The sequence below is a fragment of the Streptomyces sp. NPDC127119 genome, assembly GCF_042677425.1.
Lineage (GTDB): Bacteria > Actinomycetota > Actinomycetes > Streptomycetales > Streptomycetaceae > Streptomyces.
Genome location: NZ_JBHXTO010000063.1, coordinates 18,870 through 42,762, shown reverse-complemented (window position 1 = coordinate 42,762; position 23,893 = coordinate 18,870). Strand labels below are relative to the sequence as shown.

Here is a 23,893-nt window from a genome sequence, read left to right as displayed (position 1 = left end):
AGGAGCCCCCATGAGCACCACGACCGTCAAGACCCCGCCCCCGGTGGACGGGACGCCCGCGGGCACCGCACCGGCCGGCAAGGGGCCGCGGCGCGGCGAGCGCAGTCGCGCCGGGGCCCTGACCTCGCACGGCATCCTCGTCGTCGCCAGCCTGATAGCCCTGTTCCCGATCGCCTGGCTGATCTATCTGTCGCTCGGCCCGGACAAGGACGACTATCTGCACCCCGGGGGCATCCTCGGCAAGATGACGTTCGACAACTACACGTTCGTGTTGCGGCACACGCCGTTCTTCGACTGGCTGTGGAGCACGCTCGTCGTGTCGCTGGGCACGACCGTCATCGGCGTCCTGGTCGCCGCCACCACCGGCTACGCGGTCTCGCGCATGCGCTTCCCCGGCTACAAGAAGTTCATGTGGGTGCTCCTGGTGACCCAGATGTTCCCGGTCGCGGTACTGATGGTCCCGATGTACGAGATCCTCAGCGAACTCCAGCTGATCGACAACTACTTCGGCCTGATCCTCGTCTACTGCTCGACGGCCGTGCCGTACTGCGCGTGGCTGCTCAAGGGGTACTTCGACACGATCCCCTTCGAGATCGACGAGGCCGGACGCGTCGACGGGCTCTCGCCCTTCGGTACGTTCGCGCGGCTGATCCTGCCGCTCGCCAAGCCGGGGCTCGCCGTCGCCGCGTTCTACAGCTTCATCACCGCGTTCGGTGAGGTCGCGTTCGCCTCGACGTTCATGCTGTCCGACACGAAGTACACGTTCGCGGTGGGGCTGCAGAGCTTCGTCAGTGAGCACGACGCCCAGCGCAATCTGATGGCCGCGACGGCTGTGCTCGTGGCCATTCCGGTGTCCGCGTTCTTCTACCTCGTGCAGAAGAATCTGGTGACCGGGTTGACCGCGGGTGGCACCAAGGGTTAGCCGTACGCGGCGCGCTGCGGGTTGTCCGTCGTCTGCGGACTCGCTGTGGCTGGTCGCGCCCACGCGGCGGAAGCCGCATATCGATACAGCCCCGCGCCCCTTCGGGGCGCTGCCCGATGAACTCCGTCACGTATCAAGGATGTTATGAGCCAGCACTCCGCCGACCCGGCGCCGAACTCCGCTCTTGTGACCGTCGCCGACCGCCGCGACTGGTGGCGTGACGCGGTGATCTACCAGGTCTATCCGCGCAGCTTCGCCGACAGCAACGGTGACGGCATGGGCGACCTGGAGGGCGTACGTTCCCGACTCCCGTATCTGCGCGACCTCGGCGTCGACGCCGTGTGGCTCAGCCCGTTCTACGCCTCGCCGCAGGCCGACGCGGGCTACGACGTGGCGGACTACCGGGCCGTGGACCCCATGTTCGGCAATCTGCTCGACGCCGACGCGCTGATCCGCGACGCCCATGAACTGGGCCTGAGGATCATCGTCGACCTCGTCCCCAACCACTCCTCCGACCAGCACGAGTGGTTCAAGCGCGCCCTCGCGGAGGGGCCCGGTTCGCCGACCCGGGAGCGCTACCACTTCCGCGCCGGCCAGGGCGAGAACGGTGAACTGCCGCCCAACGACTGGGAGTCCATCTTCGGCGGCCCCGCCTGGACGCGGGTCACCGAGCCGGACGGCACCCCGGGCGAGTGGTACCTCCACCTCTTCGCGCCCGAGCAGCCCGACTTCGACTGGGACCACCCGGCGGTCGGCGACGAGTTCCGCTCGGTGCTGCGGTTCTGGCTCGACATGGGCGTCGACGGCTTCCGGATCGACGTGGCCCACGGCCTTGTGAAGGCGGAAGGGCTGCCCGACCTGGGATCCCACGAGCAGTTGAAGCTCCTGGGCAACGATGTCATGCCGTTCTTCGACCAGGACGGTGTGCACGAGATCTACCGCCAGTGGCGGCTCGTGCTCGACGAGTACTCCGGCGACCGCATCTTCGTCGCCGAGGCATGGACGCCGACCATCGAGCGCACCGCCAACTACGTGCGCCCCGACGAACTGCACCAGGCCTTCAACTTCCAGTACCTGAGCACCCATTGGGACGCCGAGGAACTGCGCGCCTGCATCGACCGGACGCTCGACGCGATGCGGCCCGTGGGCGCCCCCGCCACCTGGGTGCTGTCCAACCACGACGTGACCCGGCACGCGACCCGGTTCGCCAACCCGGCCGGGCTCGGCACCCAGATCCGGCTCGCCGGAGACCGTGAACTGGGTCTGCGCAGGGCCCGCGCCGCCACCCTGCTGATGCTCGCGCTGCCCGGGTCCGCGTACCTGTACCAGGGCGAGGAACTGGGCCTGCCGGACGTCGTCGACCTGCCGGACGAGGTCCGCCAGGACCCCGCGTACTTCCGGGGCGCCGGCCAGGACGGGTTCCGTGACGGCTGCCGGGTGCCGATCCCGTGGGACCGGGAGGGCTCCTCGTACGGCTTCGGCGGCGGGGGCAGCTGGCTTCCGCAGCCCGCCGGGTGGGGCGAGCTGAGCGTCGAGGCGCAGACCGGGGTCGCCGGTTCGACCCTTGAGCTGTACCGGGCCGCGCTCGCCGCGCGCAGTGAGCAGGCCGACCTCGGCGCGGGCGACCGGGTCGAGTGGCTGAAGGCGGCCGAAGGCGTGCTCGCCTTCCGGCGCGGGGCGTTCGTGTGCACCGCCAACACCGGGGGAGAGGCGGCGACCGTCCGCGCGTACGGGCGGGTGCTGCTCGCGAGCGGCGAGGTGACCGTCACCGACGACGGCGAGGCGAAGGTGCCCGCCGACGCCACCGTGTGGTGGATCGCCGACTGACCGTTCACCAACCGGCGCGTCCTGTAAGAAGTTTCAGGAATTTTCAGAAGCCCGTCTTCCGCTTTGGGAGGCGGGCTTCTACGATCTGCGGCACCGCACTGCTGTTGAATTTTGCAGCAAGAACCTTCAACGGAGAAGGGACCCCCACACATGGCCAAGAGAGCTCTGTCCTGCGCGCTCGCCGTGGCGGCCGCCGCGTTCGTCGTCCCCGCGAGCACCGCCGGTACCGCCCACGCCTCCCCACCGGGCACCAAGGACGTCACCGCCGTCCTCTTCGAGTGGAACTTCGCGTCCGTGGCCAAGGAGTGCACCAACCGGCTGGGCCCGGCCGGTTACGGATACGTCCAGGTCTCCCCGCCCGCCGAGCACATACAGGGCTCGCAGTGGTGGACCTCGTACCAGCCCGTCAGCTACAAGATCGCCGGGCGCCTCGGTGACCGTACGGCCTTCCAGAACATGGTCAGCACGTGTCACTCGGCGGGCGTGAAGGTCGTCGCCGACACCGTGATCAACCACATGTCGGCCGGCAGCGGCACGGGTACGGGCGGCTCGTCCTACACGAAGTACGACTACCCGGGCCTGTACTCGTCGTACGACTTCGACAACTGCACCTCGCAGATCAGCAACTACCAGGACCGCGCGAACGTCCAGAACTGCGAACTCGTCGGACTCGCCGACCTCGACACCGGCGAGGAGTACGTCCGCGGGGCCATCGCCAAGTACATGAACGACCTGCTGTCGCTCGGCGTCGACGGCTTCCGCATCGACGCGGCCAAGCACATACCGGCCGCCGACCTCGCGAACATCAAGGGCCGGCTGAGCAACACGTCCGCGTACTGGAAGCAGGAGGCCATCTACGGGGCCGGGGAGGCGGTCCAGCCGACCGAGTACACCGGCACGGGGGATGTGCAGGAGTTCCGGTACGCGTTCGACCTCAAGCGGGTCTTCAACAACGAGAACCTCGCCTACCTGAAGAACTACGGGGAGGGCTGGGGGTACATGAGCAGTGGTGTCTCGGGCGTCTTCGTCGACAACCACGACACCGAGCGCAACGGGTCGACGCTCAGCTACAAGGACAACGCGAACTACACGCTCGCGAACGTGTTCATGCTGGCGTACCCGTACGGGGCGCCCGACATCAACTCGGGGTACGAGTTCTCGTCCACGGACGCGGGACCGCCCAACGGGGGGTCCGTGAACGCCTGTTGGCAGGACGGGTGGAAGTGCCAGCACGCGTGGCCGGAGATCCAGTCGATGGTGGGCTTCCGTAACGCCGTCCGGGGGGAGTCGGTCTCCAACTGGTGGGACAACGGGGGTGACGCGATCGCCTTCGGGCGCGGCGGCAAGGGCTTCGTGGCGATCAACCACGAGTCGTCGTCGCTTTCGCGCACGTACCAGACGTCGCTCGCTGCGGGCACGTACTGCAATGTGCAGGCGGGGTCCACGGTGACGGTGAACGGGTCCGGCCAGCTGACGGCGACGCTCGCCGCGAACACGGCGCTGGCGGTGTACGCGGGCAAGTCCGCCTGCTGATCCGCCTGGAGGCCGGTGGGGGCGGGCCTCAACGATCGCGCAGTTCCCCGCGCCCCTGAAAACCCCCGCCCGTCTGCGGGCCGCTGGGGGCGGGCCCAAACGATCGCGCAGTTCCCCGCGCCCCTGAACGTGCGGCCCGGTGGGGGCTGGCCGCGCAGTTCCCCGCGCCCCTGGACGTGCGGGTTCGGTGGGGGGTGCTCGCGCCGTTCCCCGCGCCCCTTGGGGAGGGGCTGCGCCCCGTCCCACCTAGGGGCGCGGGGAACTGCGCAGTCTTTTTTCTTGAACCGGGGCGACCGCGGCCGTCGTTGAAAACTCTTTCTTACGCTTGCAAGGCTCTTGCAGAAAGTGTTTCGGCGGGGATAGCGTCGCGCCGATCCCATCGCAAGGAGTCAGGCCTGTGATACCGAGACGGACCGCGGCCCTCGCCGCCGCAGCCCTCGCCGCCGTGCTCGTCCAGCCCCTCGCCGCCCGCGCGGCAACCCCACCCGCGCCCCCCTCGGACGCGGCCCTGGCGAAGACGCCCGCCCGTAACGACCTCACCCGCGAGCAGTTCTACTTCGTCCTGCCGGACCGGTTCGCCAACGGGGACACCGCCAACGACAGGGGCGGCCTCACCGGCTCCCGGCTCGCCACCGGTTACGACCCCACCGACAAGGGTTTCTACCAGGGTGGCGACCTCAAGGGCCTGACGAAGAAGCTCGACTACATCAAGGACCTCGGCACGACGGCCATCTGGCTGGCGCCGATCTTCAAGAACCAGCCCGTGCAGGGCACCGGTGAGAACACCTCGGCCGGCTACCACGGTTACTGGATCACCGACTTCACGCAGGTCGACCCGCACTTCGGCACGAACGCGGACCTGGAGCGGCTGATCGACAAGGCCCACGGCAAGGGCATGAAGGTCTTCTTCGACGTCATCACCAATCACACGGCCGACGTCGTCGACTACGAGGAGAAGTCGTACTCCTACCTCTCCAAGGGCGCGTTCCCGTATCTGACGAAGGACGGCGAGCCCTTCGACGACGCCGATTACGCCGACGGGGCCGGCCGGTTCCCCTCCGTCGAACCTGACTCCTTCCCGCGTACCCCCGTCGTGGCTCCCGCGAAGAAGAACGCCAAGGTGCCGTCGTGGCTCAACGACCCGTCGATGTACCACAACCGCGGCGACTCGACCTTCGCCGGTGAGAGTTCGGAGCAGGGTGACTTCTCCGGGCTCGACGACCTGTGGACCGAGCGTCCCGAGGTCGTCACCGGCATGGAGAAGATCTACCAGCGCTGGGTGCGGGACTTCGGCATCGACGGCTTCCGGATCGACACCGTGAAGCACGTGAACATGGAGTTCTGGACGCAGTGGGCGACCGCGCTCGACGCGTACGCGGCCAAGCAGGGGCGCGACGACTTCTTCATGTTCGGTGAGGTGTACTCGGCGGACACGTCGATCACCTCCCCGTACGTCACCGAGGGCCGCCTCGACTCCACGCTGGACTTCCCCTTCCAGGACGCGGCACGGGCGTACGCCTCCCAGGGCGGCAGCGCGCAGCGGCTGGCCTCGGTGTTCGGCGACGACTACAAGTACACGACGGACAAGGCCAACGCGTACGAGCAGGTCACCTTCCTCGGCAACCACGACATGGGCCGCATCGGCACGTTCCTCAAGCAGGACGACCCCGGCGCGTCCGACGCCGAGCTGGTGAGGAAGGCCGAGCTGGCCAACGAGCTGATGTTCCTCGGCCGCGGCAACCCCGTCGTCTACTACGGCGACGAGCAGGGCTTCACCGGCGCGGGCGGCGACAAGGACGCCCGCCAGAGCATGTTCGCGTCGAAGACCGCCGACTACCTGGACGACGACCAGCTCGGCACGGACCGTACGCACGCCGAGGACGCGTACGACACGAGCGCGCCCCTGTACCGGCAGATCGCCGCGCTCGCCAAGCTCCGCAAGGCCGAGCCCGCCCTCGCGGACGGTGTGCAGACCGAGCGGTACGCGGCCGACGGCGCCGGCGTCTACGCCTTCTCCCGCACCGACGCGAAGAGCGGTGTCGAGTACGTCGTCGCCGTGAACAACGCGGACGAGGCGAAGAGCGCCACCTTCGCGACCGGGTCCGCGGGCATGACCTTCCGTGGGATCCACGGCACGGAGAAGTCGCTGAAGAGCGGGTCCGACCGGCGAGTCGCCGTGACCGTTCCGGCCGGGTCCTCCGTCGTCTACAAGGCTGCCGGGCGGCTCGCCCCGCCCGCCGTCAAGCCGACCGTCACGCTCAAGGCGCCCGCCGCCGGTGCCACCGGCACCGTCGAGATCGCCGCCGACGTCGACGGGGGACAGCTCAACCGGGTCGCCTTCGCCGCGCAGGTGGGCAACGGGAAGTGGCGCACGCTCGGCTCCGCCGACCACGCGCCGTACAAGGTCACCCAGGTCGTCGGGGAGGACGTGCCGGCCGGAACCGCCCTGCGCTACAAGGCCGTTGTCGTCGACTCGGCCGGGCGCACCGCGCGTGCGACGGCCGCCTCCATCACCGGCACCCCGCCCGCCGAGGAGGTGCCGACCGCTTCTTCGCGCGAGGACGTGATCGTCCACTACAAGCGCGCGGACGGGGACTACACCGACTGGCGCCTCTATGCCTGGGGCGACATCGCCGAGGGGGAGGCCACCACGTGGCCGGCGGGTCATGACTTCGTCGGCCGGGACGCCTACGGGGCCTTCGCGTACGTCAAGCTCAAGCCGGGCGCCTCGGCCGTGAACTTCCTCGTCATCGACAAGGACGGCACCAAGGACGTCTCCGCCGACCGCACGATCGACGTCACGAAGACGGGAGAGGTCTGGGTCGAGCAGGGCAAGGAGGCCGTACGAACCGAGAAGCCCGCCGCCGACCACCCGGCACCGGACAGGACCAAGGCGGTCCTGCACTACCACCGGGCCGACGGCACGTACGACGGCTGGGGTCTGCACACCTGGACCGGCGCCGCGAACCCCACGGACTGGTCGAAGCCCCTGGAGCCGGTGCGGACCGACGCGTTCGGGGCCGTCTACGAGGTGCCGCTCACCGAGGGCGCCACGAGCCTCAGCTACATCCTCCACAAGGGCGACGAGAAGGACCTCCCCACCGACCAGTCGCTCGACCTCACGGCGAACGGCCACGAGGTGTGGATGCTGGGCGGCCGGGAGAAGTACCTCCTGCCGCAGCCCGCGGGCAGCGCCGCCGCACTCGACCTGGCCACCTCCAAGGCGGTCTGGATCGACCGGAACACCGTCGCCTGGAACGGCGACGAGAGCGCCGCGTCGACCCAGTTGCTGTACTCCCGCAAGGGCAGCATCGAGGCGGAGAACGGCACGCTCACCAGCAGCGACGAACGGTGGCTGCGGCTGGGGAAGACCTCCCTGACCGACGCCCAGAAGGCCGCCTTCCCGCATCTCAAGGACTACAGCGCCTGGTCCGTCGACCCGCGCGACCGCGACCGGGTGCGCGAGGCCCTGCGCGGCCAGCTCGTCGCCTCCCAGCGGGCCGCCAACGGGGCCGTGCTCGCCGCGACGGGCGTACAGATCGCGGGCGTGCTCGACGACGTGTACGGGACGGCCGCGACGAAGGCGGACCTCGGTCCGACGTTCCGCGGCGGCCGGCCCACGCTGGCCGTCTGGGCGCCGACCGCCCAGGACGTCTCGCTGGAGATCGGCGGCACGACCGCCCCCATGAAGCGGGACTCCGCCTCCGGGGTCTGGTCCGTCACCGGGCCGGGATCCTGGAAGAACAAGCCCTACCGGTACGTCGTGAAGGTGTGGGCGCCCAGCGTCCGCCGACTCGTCACCAACAAGGTCACCGACCCGTACTCGGTCGCCCTCACCGCGAACTCCGGGCGCAGCCTCGTCGTCGACCTGGACGACAAGTCCCTCGCCCCCGGCGGCTGGTCGGGCCTGAAGAAGCCCAGGGCCGTACCGCTGAAGGACGCGCAGATCCAGGAACTGCACATCCGTGACTTCTCCGTCGAGGACGGAACCGTCCCGGCGAAGGACAAGGGCACCTACCGCGCCTTCACCGACAAGGACAGCACGGGCTCCCGGCACCTCAAGAAGCTCGCCGGGGCCGGGACGTCGTACGTCCATCTCCTGCCCGCCTTCGACATCGCCACGATTCCCGAGAAGAAGGCGGACCAGGCGGTCCCCGACTGCGATCTCGCCTCCTACGCGGCCGACTCCGACAAGCAGCAGGAGTGCGTGGCGAAGAGCGCCGCGAAGGACGCGTACAACTGGGGGTACGACCCGTACCACTACACGGTGCCGGAGGGCTCGTACGCCAGTGATCCCGACGGGACGCGCCGCACGGTCGAGTACCGGCAGATGGTGAAGTCGCTCAACGAGGACGGTCTGCGGGTCGTCATGGACGTGGTCTACAACCACACGCCCGCCAGCGGGCAGGCCGACACGAGCGTGCTCGACAAGGTGGTCCCCGGCTACTACCAGCGGCTCCTCGCCGACGGCTCGGTGGCCACCTCCACCTGCTGCGCCAACACGGCCCCCGAGAACGCCATGATGGGCAAGCTGGTCGTCGACTCGATCGTCACCTGGGCCAGGGAGTACAAGGTCGACGGGTTCCGCTTCGACCTGATGGGCCACCACCCGAAGGCCAACATCCTGGCGGTCCGCAAGGCCCTCGACGCGCTGACCGTCGCCAAGGACGGCGTCGACGGCAAGAAGATCGTCCTCTACGGAGAGGGCTGGAACTTCGGCGAGGTCGCGGACGACGCCCGGTTCGTCCAGGCCACCCAGAAGAACATGGCCGGGACCGGTATCGCCACGTTCTCCGACCGGGCCCGCGACGCCGTGCGCGGCGGCGGACCCTTCGACGAGGACCCCGGCGTCCAGGGCTTCGCGTCCGGCCTCTACACCGACCCCAACGACAGCGACAACAACGGGAGTACGGCCGAACAGAAGGCGCGCCTGCTGCACTACCAGGACCTGATCAAGGTCGGCCTTTCGGGCAACCTCGCCGACTACACCTTCACCGACACCGCGGGCAAGCAGGTCAAGGGCTCCCAGGTCGACTACAACGGGGCGCCCGCCGGATACGCGGACGCGCCCGGCGACGCCCTCGCGTACGCGGACGCCCACGACAACGAGTCGCTGTTCGACGCGCTCGCCTTCAAACTGCCCCAGGGCACCTCGGCGGCCGAGCGCGCACGGATGCAGGTCCTCGCGATGGCCACGGCCACCCTGTCGCAGGGCCCCGCGCTCTCCCAGGCGGGCACCGACCTGCTGCGCTCCAAGTCCCTGGACCGCAACTCCTACGACAGCGGCGACTGGTTCAACGCCATCCACTGGGAGTGCCGCGAGAGCAGTGGCGGTGGCAGCGGCAACGGATTCGGGCGCGGGCTGCCGCCGGCCACCGACAACGAGGCCAAATGGTCCTACGCCAAGCCCCTGTTGACGTCCGTCGAGGTGGGCTGCCCGCAGATCGAGGGCGCGTCCGCCGCGTACCGTGATCTGCTGCGCATCCGTACGGGTGAAGCCGACTTCGGGCTCGGCACCGCGGGACAGGTGCAGTCGAAGCTGTCCTTCCCGCTGTCCGGCACGGACGAGACCCCCGGCGTGATCACGATGGAACTCGGCGACCTCGTCGTCGTCCTCAACGCGACCCCCGGGGCGCAGGAGCAGAAAGTGGCGGATCTGAAGGGCACGGCGTACGCGCTGCACCCCGTACAGGCCAAGGGCGGGGACACCGTCGTCAAGTCCGCCTCCTACGCGGCGGACTCGGGCACGTTCACCGTCCCCGGACGGACCGTGGCGGTGTTCTCCCGTACCTCCTGACTGGGCATTACCGTTGGTGGGGCGGCCCTGGGACCCCGGGCCGCCCCACCGGCATGTCCGAGGGCTGGCAGATGGACGTCAACGGCAAGCGAACAGACGCGACCGTGCTGCTCGTGGACGACACGGCGGCAGGCCGCTACGCCATGGGCGCCCTGCTGCGCCGGGCCGGACACCAGGTCGTGGCGGCCACCAGCGGCAACGAGGCCCTCGTCGAACTCGACGCACGGCTGCGCAGGGGAACCCTCCCCGACGTGGCCCTCGTCGACGTGGAACTCTCCGACATGAACGGCTTCGAACTCTGCCGCAGGATCAAGGCCCGCGCGCACATGGCCGGCCTGCCCGTCGTGCACTTCTCGGTGTCCACCGTGAGCCCCGGCGACCGGCGCCGGGGTCTTGAAGCGGGTGGCGAGGCGTATCTGGCGGTGCCGGCCGAGCCCGAGGAGATCGACGCGGTGGTCCGGGCCGCGGTGCGCACCGCGCGGCTGCGGGCCGACGACCAGGCACTGGCCCGGCGGCTGACGCTGCTGTCGGAGACGATCGTCACCATCCAGGCGGCCCGCAACCTCCAGGAACTCGCCGACGCCGCCGCCAACGGCACCGCACGGCTCACCGGTGGCCCCGCCGCCGTCTTCTTCCTCGGCCCGGACGACGAGCTGTACCGCGCCCTCTCCAAGGACCGCACCTCGCTCGCGCTGCCCGACGAGGGCGCCCACCGGGCGGTGGCCGGGCTGCTCCGGCGGCTCACCCGCGGGCAGTCCGGGGTGCGGATCACCACGGTGCCCGCGCCGCTGTGGCCCGGCGGGTTCTTCCGGCCCGGCATGCAGCACGACGCCCGGCTGGCGCTCATCCTCACGCAGGAGGGCAAGGCCGCGGTGTGCCTGGCCACGCCCACCCGCGGGGTGCGCAGGGTGAACCCCGAGGAGGAGACCCTGGTGGCCCGGCTCGCCCAGGCCACGGCGTACGCCGCCGAGCCGCTGCTCATGTACCAGGTCGAACGGCACGTCGCCCTCACCTTCCAGCACAGCTTCCTGCCCCAGCCGCACAGGCTCCCCGAACTGCCGGGCATCGACGTCGCGGTCCGTTACGTGCCCGCCTCGCAGCAGACCGAGATCGGCGGCGACTTCTACGCGGCCCTGCGCACCGACGACGGGGTGCTCGTCGCGGTGGGCGACGTCGTGGGGCACTCGCTGGACGCGGCCACCGTCATGGTCGAGATCCGGCACGCCCTGCGTGCCTACTGCGTCGACGAGAGCGACCCGGCCGTGCTGGCCGAGCGCCTCGACAAGATGCTGCGGTACTACCACCCCGGGATCACCACCACGGTCTGCCTGGCCCTCATCGACCCCGCCACCGGGCGCACCCGGATCGCGAACGCCGGCCACATCCCGCCGCTGATCATCCGCGACACCGGTACGGCCGACTACGCGAAGGCCGCCGGACCACTGCTCGGGGTGGGGCTGCCCCATCCGGCGCCGACCGAGCTGTTCCTCGAAGCGGGCGACCGGCTCCTGATGGTGACCGACGGGCTGATCGAGACCCGGGGTACGGATCTGGCGATGTCGATGGAACACCTCCGGGCCGCCGCCGTCGGAGCGCTGCCCGGTCTGGACGCCCTGTGCGACACGCTCCTGGACTGCTTCGGCCATGAGCGGGAGGACGACATCGCGCTGCTCGCCCTGAGGCTAGGGTGAGAGTTGTTTTCCCCCCGAACAGGAGTGCCCATGCCGCAGATCACCGTCGACTACTCCGCGTCGCTCGGCGACGCCTTCGACCGGCAGGGGTTCGCTGCCGCGCTGCACGCCATGGTGGTGGAGACGGCCGCCGCGAAGATCGAGGCGTGCAAGTGCCGGTTCCGGGTCGTGCACGACGTCGTCGTCGGGACCGATGTGGCGGGGCACGCGCTGGTGCATGTCGGGGTGGCGCTGCTGCCGGGGCGCTCCGCCGAGGTGAAGTCGGCGCTGACTTCGGGGGCGTTGGAGCTTGTACGGGGGCATGTGAAGCCGGTCGACGGGCTCGCGCTCCACGCGTCCGCGGAGGTCCGCGACCTTGAGCCGTCGTACCAGAAGTACGTGGACTGACGTCACAGTGCGGCCCGGTGGGGGTCACCCGCGCAGTTCCCCGCGCCCCTGACGGGGCGCCCTTCAGGGGCGCGGGGAACTGCGCAATCCTTTGGGCCCGCCCCCACCGGCCGGCACCGTGAACTCGGCCTGGGCGACAGGTCAGCCGGCGAGGGCGAGCAGGCGGGTGACCAGGTCCGCGAACGGGCTCTCGGACGGTTCCTGGGACAGAGCCGCCCGCAGAACCGCCGCCATCTCCGCATCCGACGCCGCACTGACCGCCGCCAGCGCGGCAAAGTCATGCACCAGCTGAACCTCGAGCTCCGCCCGCGGAATCCGGCGGCCGTCCAGCCAGATCAGCGCGGTCGCCTCCGCCAGCGATATCCAGGAGCGGACGACGAGTTCGAGCCGGGCCGACGGCCGCTCCACCCGCAGGTGGGACAGGATCTGCAGATACGCCGCCTGCCGCACCCCGTCGACGAGCGCGTTCGTCGTGGTGGACCCGACCGAGGGACCGCCCCGCATCAACGCCGAGAAGCCGGGCCCGTGCTCGTCGACGAAGTCGAAGTACCGCCGCATCACGCGCAGCAGCCGCGCCCCCAGCGGACCTTCCCGCGGCTCAACGAAACGTTCCGCCAGATCGTCCGAGGCACGCTTCAACGCGGCCTCGTACAGGCTGAGTTTGCCCGGGAAGTAGTGGTAGACCAGCGGTCGTGAGATGCCCGCGGCGGAGGCTATCTCGTCGATGGACACCTCGTCCGGCGAGCGCCGGCTGAACAGGTCGAGGGCGACGCCGATCAACTGCTGCCGTCGCTCCTCGACGCCCATTCTGCGTCGCACCCCGGTAGTCATATGAACACCTTACCGATCGAACCGATCGGAACCGGCCTCGAACAGACCGCCGTCCGGGGCCGGTACCGGGGCGGCACCAGGACCGTTCAGCGGAGCCCGCCGATCTCCCTCCCGCTGCTCAGCGTGCCCTTCAGGACCGCCTGAGCGCCCTGTTCGGCCCGCACGGCGAGGAGATTGCTCCCCGCCGCCCCGCTGACGCCGCCCGTCGCACGGATCGACGCCGTGTCCTTGCTGCCGGCGGCGAGGAGGTACCAGTCGCCCTTGACGGACTTCCACAGCACACCCGCCAGGACATGGGGGTCCTTCGAGCCGCACGCGGACGCGTTCTCCGCCTTCGCCGCGACCGCGCCGAACCGCTGCCCCGGCGCGTGGAACTGGGCGAGCACCCGCGGACCCCCGCCCCGCCAGGTCTCCGCGCGGGTGCACAGCCACTCCGCGGTGCCGCTCCCGTCGGGGAGGGGCTGACGGGCGTAGCTCCAGGAGTTGACCGAGCGCACGCCCTGGCCGCGGGCGTCCGCGAGGGAGCAGGCCAGCGGGGACCAGTCCGCCGCCGAGGCGTCGCCGGGCCGCCCGGGACGGCCCGAGGTGAGCCGGGCGGGCGTCAGCTCCCCGAGGTCGGTCGACAGCCGGGTGCCCGTCCGGTCCGTCAGCTCCAGCACGTTCCAGGAACGGCACTCGCCGGTCTGCAGGGCCGGGCTCGCGAACGGCTCGGTCACCCCGTCCGCCGAGCGCGCCAGCGGCGTCGTACCGGACGTACCGGTTGCACCGGTCGCACCCGCGGCGGACTTCAGCAGGTCGCGCACGACGGCCGTACGCACCCAGGGTGCCGTCAGATAGCGGACGTTGCCGTCGGTGCGGCCCAGGACCACCGCGTCGGCGTCGGCCCCCGAGGCGCCGTCGACCCGGGCGAAGTCGAGGGCGGCGCCCTGGGTGCCGCCGTCCTTCGCCTCGGCGTACCGCGCGATCCGCAGTCCGTCGTACAGCAGCACCACGCGGCTCTGGTCGACCTCGCCCGCGTACAGCAGCTGGGGCGGTCCCGGCGGGGCGCCCGAGGGGGTGCCGGGGGTCGCCGAGACCTGTACGGACCCGCCGGGCCGCGCCCATACGGCGAGCGCGCGGCGCAGCAGGCCCTTGTCGCCGGTGAGCGCGCCGCGCGCGGGCCACACGGAGAAGTCGGTGCGCGCGGACGACTCCCACGCCCCCGCCGGGACCAGCGTGAGCCTGCCGGGGTCCAGGGCGGCCTGGGCCGCCGGGTTCTGCGCGTACGGGGGAGCGGCGGCGCCCTCGGGGCCCCAGCCGTCCCCGGGCATGCCGAGGAGCGCCCCGCACACGGCCACCGCGGCGGCCGCGGCGATCGCCGCCTTGATGTGCTGGCGGCGGCGCACCAGATCGGTGGGCCGGGCGTGCAGCGAGCACGGGTCGAACTCGGGGGAGGTCAGCAGCGCGTCGGCGCCCTCGGCCGTGTTCATCGCGTCCGCCTCCGCGAGGGCGGCGGCCGGGGCCTCCTCACCGGCCGCGGCCAGCACCTTGCGCACGTCCGCGTCGGTCATCCGCTCCAGGCCGCGCAGGACGAACGCGGCGCGGGCCGGGGCGGACAGGGCCGACAGCCGCTGGTCCAGGGCGAGTTCGTCGGCTCCGCCGGAGCGCGGGAAGAGCCGCAGGCCCCACACCTGCGGGAGCAGCGGCGGCAGTTGGGCCCGGGTGGGCCAGGCGCGGAAGGTCAGCGGCCGGGCCGCCTCCAGTGCCGTCCGCAGGACGCGCAGACGCACGTACGCGTACCCGGGGTCCGCGTCACGTCCCTCGGTGGCGGTCTTCTGGGCCGGGAGCACGGAGGTGTCGCCGGAGGCCCGGCCGCGGGGCAGGGTGCGCTGGGTGAGCGCGTGCGCGGTGAGCACCCGGCGGTTGCGGCCGAGGCTCGGCGGCAGCACCAGATAGGCGAGCCGGACGAGCCGCGGGTAGTGCTCGACGAGCGCGGCCTCGGCCTGCTCGATGTCGACCACCGGCCCGGGGGCGGCGGCTGATGCGGGGCGGGGGCGCGGGGCGACATCCTGTGACTGCACGTTCAGCAGAACGAGCGAATCGGTGGATGGTCACCTGGACCGCCCGGTACCACCGGGACTCGGCCGCCGTGTGCTATGCCTCCGGCTCGACGAGCAGGCGCGCGTAGTTCGCCATGGACCGCTGGTAGCGCGGCAGATGGGGGGCGAGGGCGCCCAGGACGAGCGAGAGGCCTTCGCGCTCACGGCCCAGGCTCGCCAGGCACAGGGCGAGAGTCGCCCGTACGGCGTCGTCCAACTCGTCGGACACACCGACGAGTTCGGGCGACAGGAGCTTGACGCCCTCCTCCGGCTGCCCGATGTTCCGCAGCGAGCTGGACAGCTGGATCTTCGCGCGCCGGCCGCGGTAGCCGTCGAGGCCGAGGTCCAGGGCCTCCCGGTACAGCGGAACGGCGTTGCCGGAGTGGCCCGTCGAGTCCCAGGCGCACGCCCGCTCGAAGGGGGCGACCGGGCTGTCGGCGGGCAACTCGGCGGCGAGCGTGTCGATCAGCGCCCGGAACTCCACCGCGTCCGTCCGCGGATCGGCCTCGAAACCCGCCCAGGCGGCGGCCACCCGCTCGTCCCAGTCCGCCGCGCCCGCGGCCTCGTTACCGGCCGTACGGTCCGCTGCCCTGTTGGTCGCACTGTCCTCTGTCGTCACTGGCTCACCTTCGCACACGTGCGCCAATCAAAAGCAACGCTTCTGTGGCGCAGGTCACTGTCACGTGTCCCGTGGTGCCTGTATGACGGAATCGGTCACTCGTGCCGCCGTCGTTTGAGCGTGGAGCGTGCGGGAGCCGTATCGAAGACCGGGGCCCCTGTGCGGGCTTTCGGAGGCGTGGGCGCACGGCCCCGGCGAGGCATGTCGCCGGAATGGACCCGGAGGTACGGACGTAATGAGTTTTACGGGCAAGAGGCTCGCGGTCGGCACGGCCGGGGCGGTCGTGGCACTCCTCGCGGTGACCGGCTGCGGTTCCGACGGCGGCGACGGGAAGAAGGTTCCCGAGACCGCGACCGGGAGCCTGGAGCACATCGCGAGCGAGGCGGGCTGCAAGCCGAACATGCAGACGGACGCGGACACGATCCGGCAGGCCATCTGCAAGAGCTCCGGTGAGAAGTACGTCCTCGCGACGTTCGCCACCGACCGCGGCCAGGCCGAGTGGCTGACCGGGGCGAAGGACTACGGCGGCTACTACCTCGTGGGCCGCAAGTGGGTCGCCGTCGGCGAGAAGAAGACGGTCACGGCCCTGCGCGGCCGGCTCGGCGGGACCATGGAGGAAGGCTCCGAGCACATGAACCCGGGCGGCAGCCACAACAGCGGCACGCACAGCGGCGGCAGCCACGAGGGCTGACCCCGCCGGAGGGGCCGGGCCCGCCGAACGACCGCGGACCGGCCAGGAGGACTCGGGCCACAAGGGCGCAGGACACGAAGAAGCCGGCGGTGGGAATTCCCACCGCCGGCTTCTTCGTCATGCCCGGCGTTCAGCGCTCACGTAAGGATCACGTGCAGTTCTGGCCGCTGTTGATGCAGTTCACGACCTCGTTCATCTCGTTCTCGTCGAAGAAGTTGATGAAGTCGTTGTGGTCGGTGATCGGCTTGTGCAGCTGGTCCGGGAAGGAGTCCACCGCGAACGCGTTGGTGATCTGGTCTCCCTGGATCTGCGGGGCCGCCACGTCGTAGACGAGCCGGACCTGCAGCTGGGGGATGGCCTGGAAACCGTTGCCGCAGGTGCCGTCCGCCTGGACGAAGGACACGTGCGTGCGGTGGTTGGCGCTGTCGATGTTCTGGCCGTCCCAGCAGCTCTGGAAGTTGGACGTGCGCACCACGGAGCTGCCCTCGGGGCAGATCGGGAACTTGTCCGTCAGCTGGCGGTCCTCGAAGCCGGTGCAGCTCCAGTTCGTGTTGGCGTTGTTGAGGCCGTTGACGAAGGCCTTGGCATCACCGGTGATGATGCGCAGGGCCGTCGGCATCGCGACGACATCGCCCTTCTTGTTGCCCACGAACTTCAGCTGGGCCTCCTTGGCCTGCTGGATCGTGCCGACGTTGCCGTCCTGACCGCCACCGGCGGCACCCGCGTCGATGTCGTCCTTGCCGTCCTGCACACGCAGTACCGGCCAGAAGTACGAGGACTTGTCGCCCTGGTTCTGGCAGGTGGTGTCGGCGTTCGCCAGGTCCTGGTCGCTCGCGAAAGCGTCGTTGGACTGGTTGCCGACGTAGTCGTGCTGGTGCTGGGCGCCGTTGCTGACACCCGGGGCGACGATCACGTTGTCCGAGTTGCGGAGCTCGTTCTCGTTGGTGCCGCAGCTCGTGGTGAAGGTGCCGGTGGAACCGGTGTCCCCGTTCGCGGGGAGCCCGTTGGCGCCCACACCCTTGGGGCCGCCGTTCGGCTGGACCTGGGTGATGTCCTGGAAGTCGGCTGCCACGGGCCCGTTGTCGGCCTGACCGCCGTTACCGCCGTCGCCACCCTGGCCGCCGCCGTTGCCGGCCTGGCCACCGTTACCGGCCTGGCCGCCATTGTTGCCCTGGCCACCGTTGTTGCCCTGGCCGCCGTTGTTACCGGCCTGGCCACCGTTGTTGCCCTGGCCCCCGCCGGTGGGATTCTCAGCGGGCACACCCTGGCACCCGGCGAGCTTGCCGCCTCCTCTCGGACCCTTGCCGCCCGCGCGCTTGATGTTGTTGCTGATCCTGTCGATCGTCGCAACACGCTTGGACTTCAGTGGACCGAGGATGGCGTTGTTGACGTAGCCGGGGTCCCCCGCCTGGGCCTGGCGAGTGTCCGCAAGACGCTTATAGGCCTCCGTGACCTGCTGGTCGAGCTGGGCCAGCTCCTTGTCGACACCGGCGCGGGCGCCCTTGGGCACGGAGGTCAGCTTCTGGCCGACGTCCGGGCATTTGATCGTGGCCACCGAGGCGGCGGTCGTCTGCGCGTTTCGCGTCGAGTTCTTGCTCTCGCCCGCGGAAGCGTAGATGTTGGCCGCAAGCAGACCGCCGCCACCCAGCGCGAGAGCCGCCGATGCGGCTATCGCCCGGTTGGCGAGCGTGGAGCGGCGTTTTCGGTTCGTGCGTCCCATGGAACTCCCTCTGGCTTCCTTGCGGGGGCATCGAGGCGCCCGGCAGGAGGTGAAGCGGCTCCGTTCAATACGGAGGAGGTTCCTGGGGCGTTCAGAGGCCTCAGAAATTGATGAGAGTTCCGTGGCGCAATCCTGTCGCAAGGGGCGCAGAAGCCCCTGAAACAACGGCAGTCGAGGGGGAATTACTGAATATCATTCAGCGGATCTGAAACTCGGGAACGGTTCGGTCCCGCCCTTGTCCCCCTCGCTTATGAACCCTTTCAGCGGCCCTGGTCCAAATAGGCGAGAACGGCCAGGACGCGACGGTTGTCGTCGTCCGAGACATCGAGATCGAGCTTCTGGAAGATGTTGGACGTGTGCTTGGCGATCGCCCGCTCCGTGACCACGAGTTGGCCCGCGATCGCCGCATTCGACCTGCCCTGCGCCATCAGTTCCAAAACCTCCAGCTCACGAGGTGTCAGCCGTCCCAGCGGCCGGCCGTCGCCCTGCCGCCGCGCCAGCAACTGCTGGATGACCTGCGGATCCATCACCGTGCCGCCCGCGGCCACCCGCCGTACCGCGTCGATGAACTGCTCGGCGTCGAACACCCGGTCCTTCAGCAGGTAGCCGACCCCGCCGGTCCCGTCGGCGAGCAGCTCACGCGCGTACAACTGCTCGACGTGCTGGGACAGGACGAGGACCGGCAGCCCGGGTCTGGCCCGGCGCGCCGCGAGCGCGCACTGCAGCCCCTCGTCGGTGTGCGAGGGCGGCAGGCGTACGTCGACCACGGCGATGTCCGGCTGCAACTCGGCCAGGGCCCGCGTCAGTTCGGGCCCGCTCTCGACGGCGGCGGCGATCTCGAAGTCGAACGCCTCCAGCATCCGGACCAGACCGTCGCGCAGCAGGAACAGGTCTTCGGCTAGGACAACTCGCAAGGGATCTCCATGGTCACCATCGTGGGACCGCCCGCGGGACTGCTGACGGCCAGGATGCCGTCGAATGTACCGAGTCGCCGCTCGACTCCGGAGAGCCCCGACCCCGAACCGATCACGGCGCCGCCCCCGCCGTCGTCGGTGACCGCGATCCGCAGCGTGCCGCCGTGCTCCGGGCTGTGGTGCAGGTCCACCCAGATCCGTTCGGCGCCCGAGTGCTTGACGGCGTTGGTGAGGACCTCGCTGACGGCGAAGTACGCCGCCGCCTCCACCGGTTCCCCGAGGCGGCCGGGCAGGTCCACGTCGACCTCCGTGGCGATCGGCAGCCGCAGGGTCAACGCCCTTACGGCGTCGCCGAGTCCGCGTTCGGCGAGCACCGGGGGGTGGATGCCGCGTACGAGGTCCCGGAGTTCGGTGAGGGCCTCCGCGGAGGACCGGCGGGCCTGCGCGACGAGCTCCCTGGCCTTCGCCGGGTCCTTCTCGATCAGGGCCTCGATCGTGCCGAGGTCCATGCCCATCGCGACCAGCCGGGCCTGGGCCCCGTCGTGCAGATCCCGCTCGATCCGGCGCAGTTCGGCCGCGGAGGTGTCCACGGCGTCGCGCCGCGTCTCGGTCAGTACGCGGACCCGCTGGGCGAGTTCGCCCTGCCCGGACGCCAGGACGGACCGGGTCAGCAGGAAGTGGACGCGCAGCAGGAAGGGGCTCGTGTACACGCCGACGACGAGCAGGGCGGCGCCCAGGGCTCCCGCGGCGAGCGCGCTGGGCTGCCCGCCGACCGGCACGAACCCGTACCACCAGCCGACGTACGTGCCGTCGGTGAAGACCCGCCACAGCCCGGCGGCCAGCGCGAACCCCTCGAAGGGGTAGAGGATCAGCACGGCGGGCAGCAGCGCGGTGACGAAACCCGCGGTCATGTCCACCGGGAGCCACAGCAGATCCCGCCGGACGGCCGGATCGCCGAGCAGACGGAAACACCGCTCCCACGGATTGGCGCCCTGCGGGACGGGCCGGTACGTGGGCGGGATCCGCACCCCGCTCCACCGGACCGCCAGCAGCCGCCGCCAGTTCGCGAAGCCGCGTACGGCGGCCAGGACCCAGGGCGTCGTCATGATGCCGATGCCCAGCGGCACGAGCACGATCGACACGACGGAGAACACGAAGAGGACGATCGACCCGGCCGACGCCACGACAGCCAGCAGCAGAGCCCGCACTCCGGCGACCGCGGCCGTACGCGCCCGGCCGCCGGCCCTGTCGTCCCCGTGATCCCGGTGGTCCGGACGGTCCCCGTTGGTGTCCATGCCCCCAGTCTCGCCCACCCCGCGACGGTGGTCAGGGGGCCGAACCACCTGAAAGGGGGTGGTGCTGGCACCACCCCCTTTTACCGCTCCCCGGATCTCAGCCGCGCAGGAGCTTGTCCTCCACGGCGGGATCGAGTCCGACGACGGGACGGTCGGGGCGCTGGGGCGGGGTACCGCCGATGTCCTGGAGCCAGCTCCAGGTGTCGGCCACCGTCTCGGAGACGGGACGGCAGCGCAGCCCCGCCCCCACCGCCTTCGACACGTCGACGCGGTGCAGCATGGCGTGCATGTCGGAGTCCGGCGGCACCCACACGGGCAGTTGTGTCCAGGGCTCGACACCGGCCGCCAGGATCGCCTCGGGCTCGGTCCACCGCAGTTCCGCCCGCCCGCCGGTGACCCGCGCACACGCGTCGAGCAGGGTCTGCGTGGTCGCGTGCCCCGAAGGGCTGATGAGGTTGTACGCCCCACCGGCCGCGCCCTCCACGGCCCCCAGCGTCCACTCGGCGAGGTCGCGGACGTCGATGTACTGGAGCGGCAGCTCACGGGGGCCGGGCGCGAGCACGGGGCCGCCGCGGGCCGCACGGGTGAGCCACCACGGCAGCCGGCCGATGTTCTCGTACGGGCCGAGGATCAGCCCGGCCCGTACCAGGAGCGCCCGCTCCTCGCCGAAGGCGTCGAGCACGGCCAGCTCGCCACCGCGCTTGTCGCGGGCGTAGTCGGTCCGTCCGGCGTCGGGGGACGCGCCCTCGACCGGCGGGCCGCTCTCGTCGTAACCGGCCGGCTGCGGCCACGCGTACACGGAGCAGCTCGACACGTAGACGTACCGCCGGACGCGGTCCTTCAACAGCCGCGCGGAGTCCCGCACCACGTGGGGAGCGCCCGACCACGTATCGACCACGAGGTCCCACGAGCCGCCCCCGGGGCCCTGTCCGTCCGCGGCGAGGGCCGCGAGTCCGTCGGGCGCGGTGCGGTCGCCGTGCAGGGAACGTACGCCCGCGGGCGGGTCGTGGCGGCCTCGGTGGAAGACGGTCACGTCCCAGCCGCGCCGCAGCGCCGCCTCCACGACCGCCCGCCCCACGAACTCCGTACCGCCGAGCATCAGAAGTCTCATGGAGGGGACTCTGCCCCGCTCAGCCGTGCGGCGGAACGTAATTCTGCCCACAGGCAAACCGTCCCGCCGCCGGATGGATCAACTGCCCGTGACGGGCGCGTACTTGTAGCCGACGCGCCGCACGGTCCTGATGGTGTCGCGGTGCTCCACGCCGAGCTTGCGGCGCAGCCGGGCGATGTGGACGTCGACGGTCCGGCCGTCGCCCACGTGTCCGTAGCCCCACACCGTGGTGACCAGCTGGTCGCGGGTGTGCACCCGGTGCGGATGCGCCACCAGGTGCGCGAGCAGCTCGAACTCCAGGTACGTGAGGTCGAGCGGGCGCCCGTCGACCTCTGCGGTGCGCTGGACGGTGTCGACCCGCACGGGCAGGTCGTGCCCGGCCTCCGCCTCCGCCCCGGTCTCCGTCTCGGGCACGGCGACCGGCAGCAGGGAGGGCTGGTCGGCGGGTACGAGGACCAGGTACCCGATCATCGGCGGATGGCCCGGCAGCGTGGGCAGGGTGTGCGGGGGAGCGGGCAGCCAGGTGGCGCCCGGCGGCAGGAAGTCGGTGACGTCGACCACCTCGTCCCGGTCGACGGCCCGCAGCCGATGACGTGCGGAGCCGGTGGACGGGGCCGGGGAGGTGGCGGTGGCCACGGAGGAGAAGGAACGGGTGTTCGCCATGAGAGGTCAGCTCTTTTCGCGCGAGAGGTCGTCGAGGACGTACGTCGTGCGCGCTGGCCGAAGGCCGGTGTACGGCTTTAGAGGGCCTGCGCGTTCGTCGCGCGACAACACACCCGGTCGAAGTCGTGGTGCTGACGGGAAGGCCAGAAGGGCTCAAGGTCGTGCCGACCCGTAGCGATGCACTCCTGGAAGCTGGCCATGCCCCCATTGAAGCAGACACAGCCCCGCAACATCAGCCTCCTCTCACTGTCCGGACACCCACGACAGCACGAGGCCCGCACAGGTGCGCCCCGTCAGGGGCGCGGGGAACGGCGCAGTCTTGTCGTCTTGAGGGGCGCGGGGAACGGCGCAATCCTGTCGCTTCTAGGGGCGCGGGGAACGGCGCAGGCTTGTCGCTTCTAGGGGCGCGGGGAACGGCGCGACCAGCCCCCACCGGCCCGCACATGCCCACAACCCCCGCTCCCCATCCCCCCGAGCGGACGCGAAGGGGCGCCCACCGATCCCGGTGAGCGCCCCTTCACGTTCAAGCAGAACAGCCGGTTCAGACCTGCCCGGCCTTCTCCAGCGCGGAGCAGCACGTGTCGACGATCAGCCGAGTCACCACGTACGGGTCGACGTTCGCGTTCGGACGCCGGTCCTCGATGTACCCCTTGCCGTCCTTCTCGACCTGCCAGGGGATACGCACGGAGGCCCCACGGTTGGACACCCCGTACGAGTACTCGTTCCACGGCGCCGTCTCGTGCAGCCCGGTCAGCCGGTCGTCGATGCCCGCGCCGTAGTTCTTGACGTGGTCGAGCGGCTTCGAGCCCTCGCCCAGCGACTCGCACGCGGTGATGATCGCGTCGTACCCCTCGCGCATCGCCTTCGTGGAGAAGTTGGTGTGCGCACCGGCCCCGTTCCAGTCACCCTTCACGGGCTTGGGGTCCAGCGTCGCGGAGACGTTGAAGTCCTCGGCGGTGCGGTAGAGCAGCCAGCGGGCCACCCACAGGTGGTCGGAGACCTCCAGCGGCGAGACCGGTCCGACCTGGAACTCCCACTGTCCGGGCATGACCTCGGCGTTGATGCCGGAGATGGCGAGCCCTGCCTTGAGGCAGTTGTCCAGGTGCGCCTCGACGATCTTGCGGCCGAAGATCTCGTCCGCGCCGACGCCGCAGTAGTAGCCGCCCTGGGGGGCCGGGAAGCCGCCCACGGGGAAGCCGAGCGGGCGCTCGCCGTCGAAGAAGGTGTACTCCTGCTCGATGCCGAAGATCGACTCCTGGGCGGCGAACTTCTCGGAGACCTCGCTGAGCGCGGCACGCGTGTTGGACTCGTGCGGCGTCATGTCGATGTTGAGGACCTCGCACATGACGAGGATGTCGTCACCGCCGCGGATCGGGTCCGGGAAGGTCGCGACCGGCTTGAGCACACGGTCCGATGCGTGACCCTCGGCCTGGTTCGTGGACGAGCCGTCGAAGCCCCAGATCGGCAGCTCCGCACCCTTCGCGTCGTCGCCGAGTATCTTCGTCTTCGAACGGAGCTTGGCCGTCGGCTCGGTGCCGTCGATCCAGATGTACTCAGCCTTGAAGGTCACGGGCCACATCCTTCGGGGTGGGTCTCTAAGCGCAGTGCGGTAGCTGCGGCGCTGCGGCACTGGGGCGCCGCGGAGGATGCCCGAAGCCTGTCAACAGGCAGTTTCCCGATCATTGCCCGGATGTGAACCCCGTGTTACCTGGTGCCCATGTGGTAGGGGTCACCTACGGAGAGTGTCCCTGACTCGTATGCGATGGGTTTCGGACAGGTGGCGGCCGGGGCCGCCACCCGACACGAAACGGAGC

16 protein-coding genes are annotated in these 23,893 nt (G+C 70.5%); 7 read left to right on the top strand and 9 right to left on the bottom strand.

Annotated elements, in window-relative coordinates; translation table 11 throughout:
* Window positions 1-10: 10 nt before the first annotated feature.
* From ACFVH5_RS24825 to ACFVH5_RS24800, 6 genes are all read left to right on the top strand, one after another.
* A complete protein-coding gene (locus ACFVH5_RS24825) occupies window positions 11-922 on the top strand; it encodes a sugar ABC transporter permease (protein WP_385835938.1) in 912 nt (303 codons plus the stop codon).
* A gap of 144 nt (window positions 923-1,066) precedes the next feature.
* Complete coding sequence (locus tag ACFVH5_RS24820; protein WP_385835937.1) at window positions 1,067-2,749, top strand: glycoside hydrolase family 13 protein; 1,683 nt, start codon at window positions 1,067-1,069, stop codon at window positions 2,747-2,749.
* 150 nt (window positions 2,750-2,899) lie between these two features.
* On the top strand, window positions 2,900-4,282 hold the full coding sequence (locus ACFVH5_RS24815) for an alpha-amylase family protein (protein WP_385835935.1): 1,383 nt from the start codon (window positions 2,900-2,902) through the stop codon (window positions 4,280-4,282).
* Window positions 4,283-4,679: 397 nt separating this feature from the next.
* Window positions 4,680-10,079, top strand: coding sequence for a pullulanase-type alpha-1,6-glucosidase (gene pulA / locus ACFVH5_RS24810; protein WP_385835933.1), 5,400 nt, complete (start codon window positions 4,680-4,682; stop codon window positions 10,077-10,079).
* Window positions 10,080-10,150: 71 nt separating this feature from the next.
* Window positions 10,151-11,770, top strand: coding sequence for a SpoIIE family protein phosphatase (locus tag ACFVH5_RS24805; RefSeq protein ID WP_385835952.1), 1,620 nt, complete (start codon window positions 10,151-10,153; stop codon window positions 11,768-11,770).
* A 30-nt stretch (window positions 11,771-11,800) separates the two neighbouring features.
* Window positions 11,801-12,157 carry a 5-carboxymethyl-2-hydroxymuconate Delta-isomerase gene (locus ACFVH5_RS24800; RefSeq protein ID WP_384816508.1) on the top strand — a complete coding sequence of 119 codons (357 nt, stop codon included), beginning with the start codon at window positions 11,801-11,803 and terminating at the stop codon, window positions 12,155-12,157.
* Between the two features lie 141 nt (window positions 12,158-12,298).
* Here ACFVH5_RS24800 and ACFVH5_RS24795 read toward each other — a convergent pair whose 3' ends face one another.
* The 3 genes from ACFVH5_RS24795 to ACFVH5_RS24785 form a co-directional block, all read right to left on the bottom strand.
* Window positions 12,299-12,988 (bottom strand): TetR/AcrR family transcriptional regulator, encoded by a 690-nt coding sequence (locus ACFVH5_RS24795; protein ID WP_385835932.1) that lies wholly within the window; start codon window positions 12,986-12,988, stop codon window positions 12,299-12,301.
* 86 nt (window positions 12,989-13,074) lie between these two features.
* Complete coding sequence (locus ACFVH5_RS24790) at window positions 13,075-15,048, bottom strand: hypothetical protein (protein WP_385835930.1); 1,974 nt, start codon at window positions 15,046-15,048, stop codon at window positions 13,075-13,077.
* Window positions 15,049-15,121: 73 nt separating this feature from the next.
* Window positions 15,122-15,598: a tetratricopeptide repeat protein gene (locus ACFVH5_RS24785; RefSeq protein WP_385835951.1), complete on the bottom strand. Its 477-nt coding sequence runs from the start codon at window positions 15,596-15,598 to the stop codon at window positions 15,122-15,124.
* Window positions 15,599-15,920: 322 nt separating this feature from the next.
* Here ACFVH5_RS24785 and ACFVH5_RS24780 point away from each other — a divergent pair, with 322 nt between their 5' ends.
* Window positions 15,921-16,376, top strand: coding sequence for a hypothetical protein (locus ACFVH5_RS24780; RefSeq protein WP_385835927.1), 456 nt, complete (start codon window positions 15,921-15,923; stop codon window positions 16,374-16,376).
* 148 nt (window positions 16,377-16,524) lie between these two features.
* On the opposite strand, the gene ACFVH5_RS24775 is transcribed toward ACFVH5_RS24780, so the two are convergent.
* From ACFVH5_RS24775 to glnII, 6 genes are all read right to left on the bottom strand, one after another.
* The gene (locus ACFVH5_RS24775; protein ID WP_385835925.1) at window positions 16,525-18,096 is read right to left on the bottom strand and encodes a DUF1996 domain-containing protein; all 1,572 of its coding nucleotides are present in this window, start codon (window positions 18,094-18,096) and stop codon (window positions 16,525-16,527) included.
* 260 nt (window positions 18,097-18,356) lie between these two features.
* Window positions 18,357-19,010 (bottom strand): LuxR C-terminal-related transcriptional regulator, encoded by a 654-nt coding sequence (locus tag ACFVH5_RS24770; RefSeq protein WP_384811363.1) that lies wholly within the window; start codon window positions 19,008-19,010, stop codon window positions 18,357-18,359.
* Window positions 18,995-20,305, bottom strand: a complete 1,311-nt coding sequence (locus ACFVH5_RS24765; RefSeq protein ID WP_385835923.1) for a sensor histidine kinase — start codon at window positions 20,303-20,305, stop codon at window positions 18,995-18,997. The genes ACFVH5_RS24770 and ACFVH5_RS24765 overlap by 16 nt, the downstream gene beginning before the upstream one ends.
* Before the next feature lie 97 nt (window positions 20,306-20,402).
* Window positions 20,403-21,416: an NAD-dependent epimerase/dehydratase family protein gene (locus ACFVH5_RS24760; protein WP_385835921.1), complete on the bottom strand. Its 1,014-nt coding sequence runs from the start codon at window positions 21,414-21,416 to the stop codon at window positions 20,403-20,405.
* 78 nt (window positions 21,417-21,494) lie between these two features.
* A complete protein-coding gene (locus tag ACFVH5_RS24755) occupies window positions 21,495-22,079 on the bottom strand; it encodes a winged helix-turn-helix domain-containing protein (RefSeq protein WP_385835918.1) in 585 nt (194 codons plus the stop codon).
* 541 nt (window positions 22,080-22,620) lie between these two features.
* Window positions 22,621-23,649: a glutamine synthetase gene (gene glnII / locus ACFVH5_RS24750; RefSeq protein ID WP_384811374.1), complete on the bottom strand. Its 1,029-nt coding sequence runs from the start codon at window positions 23,647-23,649 to the stop codon at window positions 22,621-22,623.
* Between the last annotated feature and the right edge of the window lie 244 nt (window positions 23,650-23,893).

Bases quoted from the DNA above. Each gene is read 5' to 3' on its own strand.
- ACFVH5_RS24820 (WP_385835937.1), top strand. From the start codon at position 1,067: ATGAGCCAGCACTCCGCCGACCCGGCGCCGAACTCCGCTCTTGTGACC.
- ACFVH5_RS24800 (WP_384816508.1), top strand. From the start codon at position 11,801: ATGCCGCAGATCACCGTCGACTACTCCGCGTCGCTCGGCGACGCCTTC.
- ACFVH5_RS24795 (WP_385835932.1), bottom strand. From the start codon at position 12,988: ATGACTACCGGGGTGCGACGCAGAATGGGCGTCGAGGAGCGACGGCAG.
- ACFVH5_RS24825 (WP_385835938.1), top strand. From the start codon at position 11: ATGAGCACCACGACCGTCAAGACCCCGCCCCCGGTGGACGGGACGCCC.
- ACFVH5_RS24775 (WP_385835925.1), bottom strand. From the start codon at position 18,096: ATGGGACGCACGAACCGAAAACGCCGCTCCACGCTCGCCAACCGGGCG.
- ACFVH5_RS24755 (WP_385835918.1), bottom strand. From the start codon at position 22,079: ATGGCGAACACCCGTTCCTTCTCCTCCGTGGCCACCGCCACCTCCCCG.
- ACFVH5_RS24815 (WP_385835935.1), top strand. From the start codon at position 2,900: ATGGCCAAGAGAGCTCTGTCCTGCGCGCTCGCCGTGGCGGCCGCCGCG.
- ACFVH5_RS24805 (WP_385835952.1), top strand. From the start codon at position 10,151: ATGGACGTCAACGGCAAGCGAACAGACGCGACCGTGCTGCTCGTGGAC.
- ACFVH5_RS24780 (WP_385835927.1), top strand. From the start codon at position 15,921: ATGAGTTTTACGGGCAAGAGGCTCGCGGTCGGCACGGCCGGGGCGGTC.
- ACFVH5_RS24765 (WP_385835923.1), bottom strand. From the start codon at position 20,305: ATGGACACCAACGGGGACCGTCCGGACCACCGGGATCACGGGGACGAC.
- ACFVH5_RS24760 (WP_385835921.1), bottom strand. From the start codon at position 21,416: ATGAGACTTCTGATGCTCGGCGGTACGGAGTTCGTGGGGCGGGCGGTC.